The sequence below is a fragment of the Synechococcus sp. L2F genome (assembly GCF_024345695.1).
In the GTDB taxonomy this organism is placed as follows: domain Bacteria; phylum Cyanobacteriota; class Cyanobacteriia; order PCC-6307; family Cyanobiaceae; genus MW101C3.
Map to the genome: position 1 here is coordinate 281,970 of NZ_JAGQBP010000003.1, position 16,658 is coordinate 298,627.

Genomic DNA, 16,658 nt, shown 5'->3' on the forward strand with positions numbered 1-16,658 from the left:
TCGGTGCGGCCGCAGGCCGTCAGTTCCTCAGACTGCCGAGAAAGCGATCGAGGGCCTGCAAACCGCCCGCCACTGTGGCCGCCTGTCCGGGGCTGAGCGTTTCCGCCACCTGCTCCGCATCGGGCTTCTGCTCGAAGGTCTCCACCAGGCGGTGGCCATCGGGGTCGTTGCGGTACAGTTCCCACGGGCCGGGGAAGCAGCGGCGCAGGGCACCCTCGGGCAGGGGTAGCAGGGCATAGGCACTGCGCCAGGTGGAGAGGAAGCCTCGCCGCCGCTCCCGCGCCACGCTGCCGATCCCAACGGCCACATCCTCGAGGCTGCCGTTGAGCAGCACCACTCCGCCGCGATGGTTCAGGCAGAGGCGCTCGACCGCGTCGTAGTCCGACGGGCCTGGCGCCACCAGCAGCAGCAGGGTGTCGCCCGGGGTGGCATCGCTCTTTGCGTCGCCGGCAGTGCCCTGAGGGGCGCTCGAATCCCCAGCCTCTGCGCTGGCGACATCTGAATCCAAAGGCTCCGCTGCAGCCCCAGCTCCAGCAGCAGCCACAGGATCAGCGGCGGCGGCCTTCAACCGCTCCTGGTCCTTCAGGCTGCCGGTGCGGGCGGCCAGATCAGGGGCGTCGCGCTGGGCCAGGGCAGTGGCACCCGCATCGGGGAACACCAGGCGGAACTGCCGTTCCTGCGCCTGCAGGGCCTGGCCGAGCCGCAGCACCAGTGGCAGCAGACGCAACCCTTCAAAGCGGAACTCCAGGGTCCAGCGACCGTTGGCGCTCTCCGCCAGGGCGGCGTTCAAGCCCTCCATGGCCTGGGCTTCGGCGCTGAGCAGATCGGGAGGAAGCACGCTGAATCGGTGGCGGGCGCGCCGACCCTACTCAGGCTGCTCAGCCCTCCCGTTCCAGCCGTTGTCGCGTGCGCGCCTCCAGGGAGTTGCTGGCCAGGGTCACCAGATCATCAAGCGAGCGGCTGTTGAGCAAGGCCTCCACCCGGGCCCGTGCCGCCGCATTGGGGCAGTCGTCCGGTCGCTGACAGCCCCTGGTGCATTCCACCGCGCAGTTGACGGCTGGATCCGCAGGGGCCGCCTCGGGCAGGTCCGCTGGTGCGCCCAACGGGCTGGTGCCGGCAACGCCCGCGAGGCCGCCGCTCGGCGCGGAGGGGGCAGTGCCTTCGAGGCCATCGCTCTCCTCTGCCCGCTCAGCAGCTGCGGGCGCATCGGGCGGCAGCTCACCGAACAGCTCCGGCGCCAGCACCCCGTCGAACACGGGCTCTGCCGGCCCGCTCATGAACAGGTGGTCCGAGCTGGTGTCCCAGTCGATCCAGAGGGTGCCGCCGGGCAGATCGACGCGGGCCGAGCGTTCGCACAGGCCGAGGCGATGACTGGCCACGAGGGTGGCGCAGGCGCCCGTGCCGCAGGCGAGGGTGGGCCCGGCCCCCCGCTCCCAGACCCGCATCACCAGATGGCTGGGGCTGATCGCTTCCACGAAGTGCACGTTGGTGCGGGCGGGGAAGGCCGGGTGGCACTCCAGCAGCGGGCCGAGCCGTTCCAGATCCACCGCTGCCACCGCCTCCACCGGCAGCACCACATGCGGGTTGCCCATGCCGGCGGCGGCCACCGCGAAGCTCTCGCCCGCCACGTTCAGTTCCCCCTGGGGCAGGCCGGCCGAACCGATCGCCAGGGTGGTGGGCACCTGCTCAGGCACCAGGAACGGCGTGCCCATGTCGACGCGCACGGAGCCATCGGCCAGCAGCTCCGGCACGATCAGGCCGGCCAGGGTTTCCACCACCCAGCGGCGGCCCGGTGCATCGCCGTCGCTGTCGGCCAGGAAGCGGGCCAGGCAACGGATGCCATTGCCGCACATCTCAGGCTCGGTGCCGTCCGCGTTGAAGATGCGCATGCGCAGTTCTCCATCGTTCTCGGGCGGGAGCGCCAGGATCACCCCGTCGCCGCCCACACCGAAGCGGCGGTCGCAGAGCAGGCTCACCCGTTCTGGGGTGAGATCAAAACAGAAATCAACGGTGGTGGCGTTGCGACCGTCGAGCAACAGAAAATCGTTGCCCAATCCCTGATACTTGCTGAACGCCAGCATCCCGTTCTCCCAGCAGGCCTGGGTCCGATCTTATGGAGATCACCGCCCTTGATTCGAGCCTTCCGGGCGTACGCCAGCTGCAGCACTGGATCCGGGGCCGCAACCAGCTGGAACTGCTGCTGGTGGATTCCGTGCAGGTCACCGGCTCGTTGCTCTGGCAAGACCCCGAATTCCTGGCTTTGCGCGGTGAACACGAGGGCGACCCGGTTCTGATCAATCGCCGCATGGTGGTGTCGATCCGCTCCACGCCCTGAGCCGGGGGCGCCGGAAACGGCTGTGGCACGATCGGGCGTGAGAGTGAACGGCTGATCCCTGCGGCCGCCGCCAAGTCCGTCGTGCCCGAGAAGCTCGTGTCCGAGAAGGTCATCGCCGAGACCGGCCCCACCGATACGTCCCCTTTAGCCGAGAGCGGCCGCGCCACCGCTCCAGAGGTGGGTCGCTACCAGCCCGCGGCGATCGAGAGCCGCTGGCAGGCCCGCTGGCAGGCCGAGGGGCTGGATGCCACGCCAGACCCCGGCCCGTCGTCTGCCGACGCCCCCGCGGCGACGGAGCAGACCTTCTACGCCCTTTCGATGTTCCCCTACCCCTCGGGGAACCTGCACATGGGCCATGTGCGCAATTACGTGATCACCGATGTGATCGCCCGCGTGCAGCGCCAGCGGGGGCGCAGGGTGCTGCATCCGATGGGCTGGGACGCCTTCGGTCTGCCGGCTGAGAACGCCGCGATCGAACGGGGCATCGACCCCGGTGACTGGACCGATCGCAACATCACCCAGATGCGTCAGCAGTTGCAGCGCCTCGGTCTGTCGATCGACTGGAGCCGTGAGCTGGCCACCTGCCACACCGACTACTACCGCTGGACCCAGTGGTTGTTCCTGCAGTTTCTCGATGCCGGCCTGGCCTACCGCAAGGAGGCCACCGTCAACTGGGATCCGGTCGATCAGACCGTGCTCGCCAATGAGCAGGTGGATGGGGACGGCCGCTCCTGGCGATCCGGCGCGCGGGTGGAAAGGCGGCAATTGCGGCAGTGGTTCCTGCGCATCACTGCCTACGCCGATGCCCTGCTCGACGACCTGCCCCAGCTGCAGGGCTGGCCGGAGCGGGTGCGCACGATGCAGGCCAACTGGATCGGCCGCTCTGTGGGGGCAGAGCTGGAGTTTCCCGTGCTGGCGCCGGACGGCACCACCCAGGACACCACCATCACCGTGTTCACCACCCGTCCGGACACGGTCTACGGGGTGAGCTATCTGGTGCTGGCGCCCGAGCATCCGCTGGTGGCCACGCTCACCGCGCCCGAGCAGGAGGACGCGGTGCGTGTGTTCTGCGAGCGGGTGGGGCTGCAGAGCGAGCAAGAGCGGCTGGCCGACGACCGACCCAAGCGGGGCGTGCCGCTCGGCCGTTCGGTGCGCCACCCGTTCACGGGGGAGGCGATTCCGCTCTGGATCGCCGATTACGTGCTGGCCGATTACGGCACCGGTGCCGTGATGGGCGTACCGGCCCACGACCCGCGTGATTTCGTCTTCGCCCGCCAGTACGAACTTCCCGTGCGGCGGGTGATCGTGCCGGAGGGAGCCGATGAACACGACTGGGACGGCACCGCCTGGACCGAGCCCGGTGTGCTGATCCATTCCGGGCCGTTCGACGGGCAGCCATCGGGGCAGGCGAAGGCCGCGATCGTGGCCCATGCGGAAGCACAGGGCTGGGGCCGCGCCCGGGTGCAGTTCCGCCTGCGCGACTGGCTGATCTCCCGCCAGCGCTACTGGGGCTGCCCCATTCCGGTGGTGCACTGCGACCATTGCGGCGTGGTGCCGGTGCCGGCCGAGCAGTTGCCGGTGGAGCTGCCCCGCGGTGTCGCCTTCAGTGGCAAGGGAGCCTCACCGCTCGGCCAGTTGCACGACTGGGTCAACGTGCCGTGCCCCAGCTGCGGCCGTCCTGCCCGGCGCGAAACCGACACGATGGACACCTTCATGTGTTCCTCGTGGTATTACCTCCGCTTCAGTGATCCTCACAACGAATCACTACCGTTCGCCAAGGCGACCGCCGATCAGTGGCTGCCGGTGAACCAGTACGTGGGCGGGATCGAGCACGCGATCCTGCATCTTCTCTATTCCCGATTCTTCACCAAGGTGCTGCGCGACCGCGGCCTGCTCAGCTTCGATGAACCCTTCCAGCGTCTGCTCACCCAGGGCATGGTGCAGAGCCTCACCTATAAGAATCCGCACACCGGCAAATACATTGCTCCGGCCGATGTGGCCGATCCCAATGATCCCCGCGATCCGATCAACGGCGATCGGCTGGAGGTTTTCTTCGAGAAGATGTCGAAGTCGAAGCACAACGGCGTGGATCCCGCGGCCGTGATCGATCGCTACGGCGCCGACACCGCCCGCATGTTCATCCTGTTCAAAGCCCCGCCGGAAAAGGATCTGGAATGGGATGACGCCGACGTGGAGGGCCAGTTCCGTTTCCTGCAGCGGGTGTGGCGGCAGGTTCAGGGCGCCCGCAGCCGTGGCGTGTCGATGGCGGCCACGGTCACTGCCAGCGCCGATCCTGGCGCCGCGGCTGATGCGTCCGAGAGCGACCGGGAGCTGCGCCGTTGCGTGCATGCGGCGATCGCTGCGATCAGCGATGACCTGGCCGACGGGCGCTATCAGTTCAACACCGCCGTGTCGGAGCTGATGAAGCTCAGCAATGCCATGGGCACTCACCTGGAGGCTGTCTCGGCACCGGTGGCCGAGGAGGCGGTGCGCACCCTGCTGGTGCTGCTCGCGCCCTTCGCCCCTCACCTGGCCGCGGAGCTGTGGGAGCAGCTGGGCGGGGCCGGCAGCGTGCACCGGCAGGGTTGGCCCGAGCTGGATCCCGCTGCCCTGGTGCAGGACACCATCGCCCTGGTGATCCAGGTGAAAGGCAAGGTGCGGGGCAGCCTCGATGTGCCCGCCGATGCCGATGCCGCCACCCTCGAGCGCCTGGCCCTCGACAGCGACATCGCCCGTAAGTGGCTGGACGGCCAACCGCCACGCCGCGTGATCGTGGTGCCCGGCAAGCTCGTGAACCTGGTGCCCTGAACCTTGCTCCCCTGCGCCCTTGCCCCATGGCCGGTTCAGGCCAGCAGGGCGGCGGCGTGGTGGCGCAGGTGGTCGTCGATGAAGCTGGCGATGAAGAAGTAGCTGTGGTCGTAGCCGGGCTGTAGCCGCAGCTCCAGTGGGTGGCCGGCGGCGGCAGCGGCGCTGCGCAGCTGATCGGGCTTCAGCTGCTGGTCGAGGAACGGGTCGGCGCTGCCCTGATCCACCAGCAGCGGCAAGCGCTCGCTGGCCTGGGCGATCAGGCTGCAGGCCTCCCAGGCGGCCCAGCTGCCACGCTCAGGGCCCAGGTAGCGGCTGAAGGCTTTCTCCCCCCAGGGGCAGGTGCTGGGCTGGGCGATCGGCGCGAACGCCGACACCGAGCGATAGCGGCCCGGGTTGCGCAGGGCACAGATCAGGGCCCCGTGGCCGCCCATCGAATGGCCGCTCACTCCGCGCCGCTCGTTGAGCGGCAAGGCACTCTCCAGCAGGGCAGGCAGCTCCGCCACCACGTAGTCGTGCATGCGGTAGTGGGTAGCCCACGGGGCTTCGCTGGCATTCAGGTAGAAGCCTGCCCCCAGGCCGAAATCCCAGGCGCCGTCGGGGTCATCGGGCACGCCCTCCCCCCGGGGGCTGGTGTCCGGGGCCACCAGGGCCAGGCCAAGGGCGGCTGCCAGCCGCTGCGCGCCCGCCTTCTGCACCATGGTCTCGTCGGTGCAGGTGAGCCCCGAGAGCCAGTAGAGGGCCGGCACCCGGGCGCTGGCGAGCGCCTGCGGGGGCAGAAACACCGACACATGCATGCTGCACCCCAGCACGCTGGAGCGATGGCGGTAGCGGCGTTGTGCGCCACCGAAGCACCGGCTTTCACTGATGGCTTCGAGAAGGGAGTCGCTCATGGACGAAAACGCCGCAGAAGGGGACGGATCGGTGCTGGGCTGCCGATGGCCAGTGACGATGCCGGAACGCCTGTGCTGAGGCCAGAGCGGCCGTCGATCGGGGTGGCGCGGTGTGCCCCCAGGTTCCAGGTTCAACCGGCGAAATCAATCACCGTGCGGATGCTGGCTCCGGCGTGCATCAGATCGAAGGCTTCGTTGATGCGATCCAGCCCCATGGTGTGGGTGATGAAGGTGTCAAGCGGGATCTCGCCCCTCTGGTAACGCTCCACGTAGCCGGGCAATTCCGTGCGGCCGCGCACGCCGCCGAAGGCCGACCCCCGCCATACCCTGCCGGTCACCAGCTGGAACGGACGGGTGGAGATCTCCTGGCCGGCGCCGGCCACACCGATGATCGTGGATTCACCCCAGCCCTTGTGGCAGCACTCAAGGGCGGCGCGCATCACCGCCACGTTGCCGATGCACTCGAAGGAATAATCCACGCCTCCATCGGTGCGCTCGATCACCACCTGCTCGATCGGGGTGGTGCTGTCTTTTGGATTGATGCACTCGGTGGCACCGAGCTGGCGGGCGATCGCGAACTTGTCGGGATTGGTGTCGATGCCGATGATCCGCGCCGCTCCGGCCATCACCGCGCCGATCACCACCGCCAGACCGATGCCACCGAGGCCGAACACGGCCACCGTGCTGCCCGCCTCCACCTTGGCGGTGTTCAGCACTGCGCCGATGCCGGTGGTGACACCGCAGCCCAGCAGGCACACCTTGTCGAGCGGGGCGTCGCGGTTGATTGTCGCCAGGGCGATTTCCGGCACCACCGTGTATTCCGAGAACGTGGAGGTGCCCATGTAGTGATGAATGGTCTGGCCGTCCTTGGAGAAGCGGCTGGTGCCATCGGGCATCAGGCCCCGTCCCTGGGTGCCGCGGATCGCCTGGCAGAGGTTGGTCTTGCCGGACAGGCAGAAGCTGCAGCTGCGGCATTCCGGCGTATAAAGCGGAATCACGTGATCCCCCACCGCCAGAGAGCTCACCTCCGGCCCCACGGCCTCCACCACACCGGCGCCTTCGTGGCCAAGCACGGCGGGAAAAATCCCTTCCGGATCGCTGCCGGAGAGGGTTAAGGCATCGGTGTGGCACACGCCTGTGGCCACGATCCGCACCAGCACCTCTCCAGCTCGTGGCGGTGCCACGTCGATCGTGGTGATCTCCAGGGGCTGACCGGCCGCCCAGGCCACCGCCGCACGTGAACGGATCATGGACTGCCCCCCGAAACCAGCCCCATCCTGCCCCCAGGGGCTCCGGCTCAGGAGCGGCGAAACACCAGGGAGGAGGGCGTGCCCCAATCGCCGCTGGCCACATAGCCGCGGGGATTGCCGCAGAGGTGGCGCAGGATCCAGAACAGGGGCTCGGGGCTGTCGATGCTGAGCTGCCCCTGAAGGCTGGCCAGATCGTGGGGTTCGCCATCGGCCAGCAGTGCTTCCAGCCGGCTCTGCAGATCCAGGATCACGGCGGCCGCCTTCTTGCCCGCCTCCACGCCCGGCTGGTCGTAGGCGTTGATGTTCACAAGCTCCGCGTAGAGCCCCACAGCGCGTTCGAACAGCGCCACCAGGGCGCCCAGCAGGCGGGCATCGAAGCGCCGCATGCTGAGCGTGATGCTCTGCCGCCCGCCTTCAGACAGGGCAGCGCGGGTGCCCTGCAGGAAGCCGTCCAGGTAGTCACCGGGATGTTCCCCGTGCAACGGCGGCACATCGGTGGGATCTTCCAGCACCTCGATGAAGGTGACGAAGAAGTTGTCGATGCCGTCGCGGAGCTGCTGGACGTAGGCGTGCTGGTCGGTGGATCCCTTGTTGCCGTACACGGCGATGCCCTGGTAGGCGGGTTCACCGTTGCGGTCAAGCCGTTTCCCCAGCGACTCCATCACCAGCTGCTGTAGGTAGCGGCTGAACACCTCGAGGCGGTCGCGGTAGGGCAGCACCACCATGTCGCGGTGGCCCTTGCCGTTGCCCGCCACATACCAGGCCGCGGCCATCAATGCTGCCGGGTTGGCGGTGAGCTCGGGCACCCGGGTGGCCTCATCCATCTCAGCGGCACCGGCCAGGAAGCCGCGCAGATCTGCCTGGATCAATGCGGCCGGCAGCAAGCCCACGGCGCTGGTGATGCTGGTGCGGCCGCCCACCCAATCGAACATGTCGAAACGGCGGAGCCAGCGCTCCTCCACTGCCAGCCGGTCGAGCTGGCTGCCCGCCATCGTGACCGCCACCGCCTGATCGGCCCAGCTGCCGCCCAGCGCTTCCAGCCGGGCCCGCGCCTGCTCCATGCCAAGCCGCGGCTCCGGCGTGCCGCCCGATTTACTCACCACCACCATCAAGGTGGTGCGCAGCCGCTCGCCGAGGCCGGCCAGGGTGCGGCTGAATCCCTGCGGATCGACGTTGTCGAAGAAGTGAAAGGGCAGGCCCTGACCCTGCTGCTGCAACGCCCGCAGGATCAGCAGCGGGCCGAGGCCGGAACCGCCGATGCCGATCCACAGCACATCGGTGAAGGGCGCCAGGCCCGGCGGCTGGATCTCACCGGAGAGCACCTGCTGGGCGAAGGCTTCAATGCCGTCGATCTCCTGGCGGACGTGGGCGCCGATTCCTGGCTCGGGCGCCAGCTGCGGCGCCCGCAGCCAGTAGTGACCCACCTGGCGTCCTTCATCCGGGTTCGCGATGGCTCCGGCCTCCAGCGCGGCCATGGCCGCGAACGCGGAGGTGAAGGCGGGGGCCAGCTCCTCGAAATGTTGAGGCCCCACTGCCATACGGCTCACATCCAGCCACATCCCCAGCCCTTCGTGGTGCCAGAGCAGCGAACAGAACCGTTGCCACTGTTCCGCCGAAGGCTGCGGCTTGAAGTCTGGAAACGTGGTCATGCGCCCTGGTGGAAGTGACAGGTTCTGGCGATGAACCTATCGGTGGAATCGCCCTCTGAACCGTGACACAGCCCATCGCCGTGAGCCGGAACACGCAAGCGGCGTAATTGTATGGACGGCCACACAAACGGCCCAAGGTGCGGGAGCAGCCAGTGGACGACGGTAGAGTTTATTTAACAATTGACTCCAAAACCCGGTTTGAAGGCTGCCTTGAAGCTACGCATTCCGCTTGGCTCCCTTCGCACACCGGCGTTGCTGCGAGCCTCCAGCTGGGTCCTCGCCCTCGGCCTGATCAATGCCCAGGTGGCCACCGTTCGCCACCCCGATGCTGCCTCGTTGCTCAAGCTGCACGAAGCTGCCCTCAGCACCAGTCTCAATGCCCGCAGCGGCAAACCCGCCAAGCTGGCGATGCAGGGTCTGCGGGCGAATCCGGTCGATTTCACCCCGGAAGAGCTGCGTGAGCTGCAGCGCCGTTTCGGCGTGCATGGTCCCCAGCCGAAGCTGGCCCAGTTGCTCACCCACGGCCTGGATCAGCTCACCCCGCTGCGTGCCCACACGGTCAGCCGCATTGAGGAGCTGAGGCCGGTGATCGTGAGCGAGTCACGTCGGCTCGGCGTGAACCCGATGCTCGTTGCCGCCGTGCTTTTCGACGAGATTCAGCGGGCGAAACCCGGTGAAGATCTGCCGATGGCGGCCGATTCCGGCCTCTTCAAGACCCACGGGCCTGCCCAGCTGGGGGTCGATGAGTTCGTGCATCAGGGCTTGCTGCCTGCCGATGCCAGCCCCGAGGAACGGGCTGCCGCCCGGCGTGAGCTGCTGGTCCCCGAGCGGAATGTGCAGCTGCTGGTGGGTAAGTTTCACCGCCTCTCCACCCTGCTGGGATTCCCCACCGACCGCCTCCTGCAAGCCAGCGCTGGTCCCCGCGATGCCAAGGCGCTCGCCACCCTGGCCTACCTCCACAACGGCAAGCTGGATTACCCCGCCCGCATCCTGAGCTACATGCAGGATCCCGCTCTCCACGCCCTCATCTACGGCGAGCGCAAGCCACAGTTTTCTCCGCTGATTTGAGGCGCATACGCGATTGGAGCGTCGGTCCCAGAGCTGTTCGTAACGCCAGGTAGGCCTCCGTCAGCCGGACTTGCAAAGCATGCCGAGGGCTGCGAGACGCGTCTGCAGTTCCGACCATCTGAAGCTGCGGGGATCTGCCCGTTCACCCCCCAGATCCACATACCGGTGGGTGGTGATGTTCTGGGGAGCGATGCCGAAACGGCGCATCCAGTCGGTCAGCACCACCGCCAAGGCGTCGTACTGGGCGTTGCTGTAGCCACTGTGCTCCGCGTCGGCATCCTCACCATCAAGCGGTGTTTCCAGGCTCAGGTGCAGGGCGAAGTTGTTCACCGACCCCCCAACATCCGGGTTGGTCATCACCCACTGGCCGTTGAAGGCGGAGTTGCCAGCGCCGAAAGCACGATAAGCAGGATCGAGCGCCTGCACCACCTGCCCGTTCTCCCCGATCATCAGGTGGTAGCTCACCTGGTCTTCGTCGCGGGGGTGGGGGGTAAGGAAGGTCTGCACCGCCGATTGCATGCCGTAGACCGTTTCGTGCAGCACCACCACGCGAGGTGTGGGGTCCACCGGATTGCCGAACGCATCGCTGCGGAAGCGGCTGCCGTAGTTGGTGGGATCGATGGTGAGGCGCTCCATCTCCAGCGGCAGTGCGGCCACCTTCGCCTCCAGGCGACGGCTCAGCGCCGGATCGGCCGTGCATTGGCGCTTCAGAGGGCTCACCCAGCGGTCGTGGGCCGGTGGCGTGGGGGCTGGGCGGGCATTGAGCGACGGCGTGGCGGCCGGGGCCGAGGACCCGGAACGGGGGGCCCCTACCTGCTCGAGCAGCTCCAGCAGGGAGGGGCTGGCGTCGGAGGGGTTGCTGGCGGAGATCTCGCGCCCCAGCCAGCCCAGGCCACCGAGGCCCAGCACGGCTAAAGCAGCCAGCGCCACCGCCCCGCCCCGCTCGGGCGCCAGCTGGCGGGCGCGCACCACCAGTCCGCGGACGTGGTTCAGCATGGAACCAACTGCAACCATTGCGTGCGCAGGGCCAAGGCCGCCGCCGGGCCGTCGGGATCCGGCTGCAGTCTCCAGCTCTGCACCGCCGGCGCTGTGGGCTGCAGAGAAAGACAACGCAGCCTGCCGTGCCGCCCGATCGTGAGGCTGTGCCTGCGGCCTTCCTGCCACCGGTGCGTGAGTTCGCTGGGCGTGTGCAGCCGCCAGCCATCCAGGGCTATCAGCTCGTCCGCCACGCACAGGCCCGCCGCTTCCGCCGGGCTGTGGCGCGCCACCTTCTGAACGCTCAGGCTCGAATTGGACGTGCTGCAGGCCAGGCCGGTGAAGGGAGCGGTGTCCTTGTGCGGCACCAGCACCAGGCCCACGCTGTGCAGCGCCTCGTGCAGGGGCGGGTCCTCCTGCCCCTCCAGCCAGGCCGGCAGTTGCTTGCGAAGTTCGGGCAGCTGGGCGGCAAAAGCCTCGATCAGATCGGCTTCGCTGTAGCCCCGCCGCCAGCGGCCGTGCGTCTGCCAGAGCGCGCGCAGCACGGCGGCCAGGGACGAACCGGCCCGGCGCAGCTGCAGATCCAGCACCAGGGCCACGACGGCACCTTTGAGGTAGTAACTGATCTGATTGTCTCCGCTGTAGGCGTCCTGCCGGTAGAGCTTCACCCAGGCTTCCTGGCTGCTTTGGCGCAGGGTCTGGCCGAGCAGGCGGCCGGGAGTGAGCAGGTAGCGGCTGAGCTCAGCGCCCAGGTCGTCCCACAGGTCGGCGGCGGTGCCGATGCCGGCGAGCCGCGGCAGAAACTGGTCGTAGTAGCTGGTCACCCCCTCGGCGAACCAGAGGGTGGGCACGACCATCGGGCGGTCGTAGTCGATCGGGGTGAGCTCCGCTGGCCGGAGTCGCCGCACGTTCCATTGGTGCAGGTATTCATGGCCCACCAGTTGGAGAAACCTGCGGTAGCCGCCGGGCTTGGCCAGCTCCTCCAGGCCGTACTGCAGCACGGTGGCGTTGTCGTGCTCGAGGCCGCCGAAGCCCCGCTCCAGCAGGTGCAGCACAAACAGGTAGTCAGCAGCGGCCGGAGCCGCTTCACCCATCAGCCGGCAGCAGGCGGAGCACACCCCCGCCACGTCGTCGAGCAGTTGTGGGTAGCGCTCCAGCAGCGGATTGGGGTCTCCCCCCACCGCCGACCAGCACACCCAGCGGTGCGGCACCCCGTGCACTTCGAACCCATGCCATAGGTGCGGGCCTGCCTCCACCGGGGTGTCCACCAGCTGGTCGAAGCTGGCTGCGATCCAGCGGTGTTCGCTCGGTCCGTCCAGACAGGGCAGCGGCACGAACGGCTCCCAGCCCTCTGGCAGCAGCAGGTGCAGGTGGTGCGGCGTCCAGCGTGCGCCGTTCACCTGCAGGGCCAGGGCGGCCAGAGTCAGGCAGGCGTGGTCGTCGTCGAGGTGGCAGGTGCGCACCGTGAGTTCGGTGGCCATGGCGCCGTAGTTCACCTCCACCGGAAGGAGCGGTTTGAGCTGGGCGGTCCACACCGACGGCTCGCGCCGCACCAGCGGCACCACGGCTCCCGCTTGTACCAGCTCCAGGTTCTGCAGCTGGCGCACGTAATCGCGCTGCAGGTAGGAGCCCGGGGTCCACACCGGCAGGTGCAGCTCCAGGGCCTGGTGGATGGGGGTGAAGCGAAGCCGACAGCGGATCAGATGCTGGCGAGACGCCGTCAGATCCAGCGTGAGCTCCACCGGATCCAAGGGCGTCAGGCAGCGAGATGGACGTGAGCCTGGGGCAGCTCGCGCATCGCCTGGGCCAGGGCGACGCGGGCGGCGTAGCTGCGGGTGACCGCCGCCAGGAAACGCTGCACATCAAGGGAGCGGCTCAGCCGTTGCAGATCTCCCACCACGGCCAGGGAGCCATCACGCTGGCGCTGCCAGCCGAGTGCAGCGCCATCCAGGCGCACCTTCACAGCCACCGGCACCTGCTCGTCGTTGAAGCCCTGCAGCACACCATCGATTTGAGGGCTCGCACCGAGTTCCTCAAGGGTGGCGACCAAGTGATCGAGATCGCTCACGACCGTTGGCAGGATGGAAAGGTGGGACATGAACCCGATGCCTGCTGCGGCAGACCATAGCGACGTGAATGCCGGTATCCAGTGGCCGTTGTCACAGCCCTGGCCGGCGGCGCATCCTCCGCTGCGGCTGGGAGTGATGGCCTCAGGCCACGGCTCGAACTTCGAGGCGCTGGTGGCCAGTGGCCGCCACGGCGACCTCAACGCCAGCGTGGAGTTGCTGGTGGTGAACCAGCCGGGCTGCGGGGCCATCGAGCGGGCCGAGCGGCTGGGCATTTCCTGGCGTCTGCTCGATCACCGTCGCTTCAGCAGTCGGGAGGCGCTCGATGGCGCCCTGATCGAAGCCTTTGGGCAGGCACAGGTGGATCTGGTGGTGATGGCCGGCTGGATGCGGATCGTCACCCCCGTGCTGATCGAGGCCTTTCCGCAGCGCCTGGTGAACATCCACCCGTCCTTGCTGCCCAGTTTCCGCGGTGTCGACGCGATCGGCCAGGCGCTGGCGGCAGGGGTGACCCTGGCGGGCTGCAGCGCCCACCTGGTGACCGCCGAAGTGGATGGGGGTCCGATCCTGGCCCAGGCTGCCGTGCCGGTGTGCCCCGGCGATGACCATGCCCGCCTGGCGGCCCGCATCCAGCAGCAGGAGCATCGGATCCTGCCGCTGGCGGTGGCACTGGCCGCCGAGCGGCTGGCGCAGGCTCAGGGGTAGAAGGGCAGCAGCGGCAGGCCGGTGCAGGCGGGCAGCCCCGCCAGCAGGTTGAGGCACTGAACGCCCTGTCCGGCCTGGCCCTTCACCAGATTATCGATGGCGCACATCACGATCAGCTGGCTGGTGCGCGCATCCACCTGCACCGACAGCAGGGCCCGGTTGGTCTGCCGCACCCACTTGGTGGAGGGGTAGGTGCCCACCGGCAGCACCTCCACGCAGGGGCTCTGGCGGTAGGCGGCCTGCAGCAGGGTGGTGCAGTCGGCGGCGGTGAGGCCGGGATCTCGCAGGCGGCCGTAGACGGTGGCCAGCAGCCCGCGCACCATCGGCATCAGGTGGGGGGTGAACTGCAGCCGGATCGGTAGACCGGCCGCGCGGCTGGCTGATTCCTCGATCTCACTGGTGTGGCGATGGCCCACCACGCCGTAGGGCGCCACCGCCTCGCCGGCCTCGGCCAGCAGCAGGTTCTCCTTGGCGGCCCTGCCCCCGCCGGAGGTGCCGGTCTTGGCGTCGATGATGATCCCGCTGGTTTCAATCAGGCCCTGGCTGAGAAACGGCATCAGCGCCAGCAGGCTGGCCGTAGGGAAACAGCCGGGGGCCGCCACCAGCCGGGCAGCGGCGATCGCCTCCCGCTCCCACTCCACCAGGCCGTACACCGCTTCTTCGCACAGGGCGTCGTCGTGGCGGGGATGCTCCTGGGCTTCCGCTGCATACACACTTTTCCACTGGTTCAACGAGCGGTAGCGGTAGTCAGCGGAGAGATCCACCACCTTCACCCCGCGCGCCAGCAGATCGGGCACGAGACGCGAGGCCAGGCCGTTCGGCAGGCTGAGCACCGCCAGGTCGGCCTCCGCGGCGATGGCGTCGGGTTCAGGCACGCGCACCACCAGGTCCCTGGCCAGCGGCAGAAACGGCGTGATCGCATTCCAGCGCTTGCCGGCACTGCGTTCTCCACCCAGAAAGGTCACCTCCAGGTGGGGATGGTCATGCAGCAGCCGCAGGCTCTGCAGACCGCCATAGCCACTGGCGCCGATCACGGCCACGCGCCGGGCTGGTTCTGTAGGAGCCATGCGGTAGCAATTGGGAGGGGAAAGCGTACTGGTCGTCCAGCGATCTCTTCACGGTGCGCAGGTGTGCTGGTGGAGAATGAAGGTTGATGGTCCACGTCCCCTGGCTCTCCGTTCCGACCCACTCCACGATCGCGGCAGCGTTGAGGCGTCATCGCCAGCGGCGCAGGTGGGAGGCGGCGATGCTGCAGAAGCGGCCATCCGGTTTGATCCCGTAGCGGATGCCTTGGCGGCCATTCGCAACGGCGAGATGGTGGTGGTAGTGGATGACGAAAACCGTGAAAACGAAGGCGATCTGATCTGCGCGGCCCAGTTCGCCACGCCGGAACAGATCAACTTCATGGCCACCGAAGCCCGAGGCCTGATCTGCCTGGCGATGGAAGGGGAGCGCCTCGATGCGCTGGAACTGCCGCTGATGGTGGATCGCAACACCGACAGCAATCAGACCGCCTTCACCGTGAGCGTGGACGCGGGCCCCGAGAACGGCGTGTCCACCGGCATCTCTGCCGACGATCGGGCCCGCACCATCCAGGTGGCGATCCATCCCCAGAGCCGTCCCCACGATCTGCGCCGGCCCGGCCATATCTTTCCGCTGCGGGCCAAGCGTGGCGGCGTGCTCAAGCGTGCCGGCCACACCGAGGCGGCGGTGGATCTTTCACGTCTGGCTGGGCTGTATCCCGCCGGCGTGATCTGTGAGATCCAGAATCCCGACGGCTCGATGGCCCGGCTGCCGCAACTGCAGACGTATGCCCGCCAGCACGGATTGCGGCTGATCAGCATCGCCGATCTGATCAGCTATCGCCTCACCACCGAACGGTTCGTGCGGCGTCAGGCGGAAGCCATGATGCCCAGCGCCTTCGGTACCTTCCGCGCGATCGGCTATCGCAACGAACACGACGGCAGTGAACACGTGGCGATCGTGAAGGGACACCCGGAACGGGCCACCGGGTCGGTGCTGGTGCGGGTGCACTCGGAATGCCTCACCGGGGATGCCTTCGGTTCCCTGCGCTGTGATTGCCGCCCCCAGCTGGAAGCCGCTCTGCGCATGATCGAAGAGGCCGGCGAAGGCATCGTGGTGTATCTGCGCCAGGAAGGGCGCGGCATCGGCCTGATCAACAAGCTCAAGGCCTACAGCCTGCAGGATGGCGGCCTCGACACCGTGGAGGCCAACGAGCGCCTGGGTTTCCCCGCCGATCTGCGCAATTACGGCGTAGGCGCCCAGATCCTCAGCGATCTGGGGGTGAAGCGGCTGCGGCTGATCACCAACAACCCCCGCAAGATCGCCGGGCTGGGAGGCTATGGCCTCCAGGTCGACGACCGCGTGCCGCTGGAGATGGACGCGGGCCTGCACAACGCCGCCTACCTGAGCACCAAGCGCCTGAAGCTGGGGCATCTGCTGATGCAGCCCCCCGGCCTGGAGCCCCCCCAGCCCACCAGCCTCGGCCTCACCGCGGTGCTGGCCTGGCAAGGCAGCGGCAACGATCCCGCCCGCACCGAAGCGGAGCACTGGCCCCAGCTGCGTGCCTGGGCCCAGCAGCGCAGCCTCGATCTGCGGCGGGAGGAGCATCCCCGGCTGCTGGCTCTGCTCCAGCAACCGGAGCTCGCGCTGCTGCTGGCTTCCACCGACGGCCACGCCCTCGGTCGCGGCGATCTCACGGCCTTGCTCGGCCTGCTGGCGGAATGGCCTGGCTGCAGGGCGATCACCCTGCTGCTCACCCCCGATGCCCAGCGGAGCAGCCACCCCAGCGCCACGCTGGAGCCGGAGCTGCGGCCGCTGCTGGAGTTGCGCCAGGACGGGCCCACCCTGCCCCGCCAGCCCGGCTCGCTGCTGCGCTGGCAGTGAGCCAG

14 protein-coding genes are annotated in these 16,658 nt (G+C 68.3%); 5 read left to right on the plus strand and 9 right to left on the minus strand.

Annotation, left to right across the window (positions count from 1 at the left end; translation table 11 throughout):
• Positions 1-19: 19 nt before the first annotated feature.
• Positions 20-838, minus strand: a complete 819-nt coding sequence (locus tag KBZ19_RS10490; protein WP_255100892.1) for a DUF1995 family protein — start codon at positions 836-838, stop codon at positions 20-22.
• Positions 839-878: 40 nt separating this feature from the next.
• Positions 879-2,081, minus strand: coding sequence for a diaminopimelate epimerase (dapF, locus tag KBZ19_RS10495; protein ID WP_255100893.1), 1,203 nt, complete (start codon positions 2,079-2,081; stop codon positions 879-881).
• Positions 2,082-2,113: 32 nt separating this feature from the next.
• Here dapF and KBZ19_RS10500 point away from each other — a divergent pair, with 32 nt between their 5' ends.
• Both KBZ19_RS10500 and leuS read left to right on the plus strand, forming a co-directional pair.
• Positions 2,114-2,335: an Hfq-related RNA-binding protein gene (locus tag KBZ19_RS10500; protein ID WP_094512834.1), complete on the plus strand. Its 222-nt coding sequence runs from the start codon at positions 2,114-2,116 to the stop codon at positions 2,333-2,335.
• 177 nt (positions 2,336-2,512) lie between these two features.
• Positions 2,513-5,143 carry a leucine--tRNA ligase gene (gene leuS, locus KBZ19_RS10505; RefSeq protein WP_255100979.1) on the plus strand — a complete coding sequence of 877 codons (2,631 nt, stop codon included), beginning with the start codon at positions 2,513-2,515 and terminating at the stop codon, positions 5,141-5,143.
• 35 nt (positions 5,144-5,178) lie between these two features.
• On the opposite strand, the gene fghA is transcribed toward leuS, so the two are convergent.
• From fghA to KBZ19_RS10520, 3 genes are all read right to left on the minus strand, one after another.
• Positions 5,179-6,033 (minus strand): S-formylglutathione hydrolase, encoded by an 855-nt coding sequence (gene fghA / locus KBZ19_RS10510; RefSeq protein WP_255100894.1) that lies wholly within the window; start codon positions 6,031-6,033, stop codon positions 5,179-5,181.
• A gap of 131 nt (positions 6,034-6,164) precedes the next feature.
• Complete coding sequence (locus KBZ19_RS10515) at positions 6,165-7,283, minus strand: S-(hydroxymethyl)glutathione dehydrogenase/class III alcohol dehydrogenase (protein WP_261346443.1); 1,119 nt, start codon at positions 7,281-7,283, stop codon at positions 6,165-6,167.
• Between the two features lie 47 nt (positions 7,284-7,330).
• On the minus strand, positions 7,331-8,932 hold the full coding sequence (locus KBZ19_RS10520) for a glucose-6-phosphate isomerase (protein WP_094512831.1): 1,602 nt from the start codon (positions 8,930-8,932) through the stop codon (positions 7,331-7,333).
• Positions 8,933-9,142: 210 nt separating this feature from the next.
• Here KBZ19_RS10520 and KBZ19_RS10525 point away from each other — a divergent pair, with 210 nt between their 5' ends.
• Positions 9,143-10,000, plus strand: coding sequence for a helicase DnaB (locus tag KBZ19_RS10525; protein ID WP_233132965.1), 858 nt, complete (start codon positions 9,143-9,145; stop codon positions 9,998-10,000).
• Positions 10,001-10,060: 60 nt separating this feature from the next.
• On the opposite strand, the gene KBZ19_RS10530 is transcribed toward KBZ19_RS10525, so the two are convergent.
• From KBZ19_RS10530 to KBZ19_RS10540, 3 genes are read right to left on the minus strand one after another with little or no spacing between them, the layout of a single operon-like run.
• Positions 10,061-10,996, minus strand: coding sequence for an N-acetylmuramoyl-L-alanine amidase (locus tag KBZ19_RS10530; protein ID WP_255100895.1), 936 nt, complete (start codon positions 10,994-10,996; stop codon positions 10,061-10,063).
• Positions 10,990-12,717, minus strand: coding sequence for a M61 family metallopeptidase (locus KBZ19_RS10535; protein ID WP_255100981.1), 1,728 nt, complete (start codon positions 12,715-12,717; stop codon positions 10,990-10,992). Before KBZ19_RS10535 ends, KBZ19_RS10530 begins: the two co-directional genes overlap by 7 nt.
• A 14-nt stretch (positions 12,718-12,731) precedes the next feature.
• Complete coding sequence (locus KBZ19_RS10540; RefSeq protein WP_255100896.1) at positions 12,732-13,073, minus strand: DUF1257 domain-containing protein; 342 nt, start codon at positions 13,071-13,073, stop codon at positions 12,732-12,734.
• 7 nt (positions 13,074-13,080) lie between these two features.
• Here KBZ19_RS10540 and purN point away from each other — a divergent pair, with 7 nt between their 5' ends.
• Entirely contained in the window at positions 13,081-13,746 is a 666-nt protein-coding gene (gene purN / locus KBZ19_RS10545) for a phosphoribosylglycinamide formyltransferase (RefSeq protein ID WP_094513006.1), read from the plus strand.
• Here purN and argC read toward each other — a convergent pair.
• The gene (gene argC / locus KBZ19_RS10550) at positions 13,737-14,813 is read right to left on the minus strand and encodes an N-acetyl-gamma-glutamyl-phosphate reductase (RefSeq protein ID WP_094512828.1); all 1,077 of its coding nucleotides are present in this window, start codon (positions 14,811-14,813) and stop codon (positions 13,737-13,739) included. The two genes, purN and argC, sit on opposite strands and share 10 nt — an antisense overlap.
• Before the next feature lie 247 nt (positions 14,814-15,060).
• On the opposite strand from argC, the gene ribBA reads away from it, so the two are divergent.
• On the plus strand, positions 15,061-16,653 hold the full coding sequence (gene ribBA, locus KBZ19_RS10555) for a bifunctional 3,4-dihydroxy-2-butanone-4-phosphate synthase/GTP cyclohydrolase II (RefSeq protein ID WP_399220150.1): 1,593 nt from the start codon (positions 15,061-15,063) through the stop codon (positions 16,651-16,653).
• Positions 16,654-16,658 lie beyond the last annotated feature (5 nt).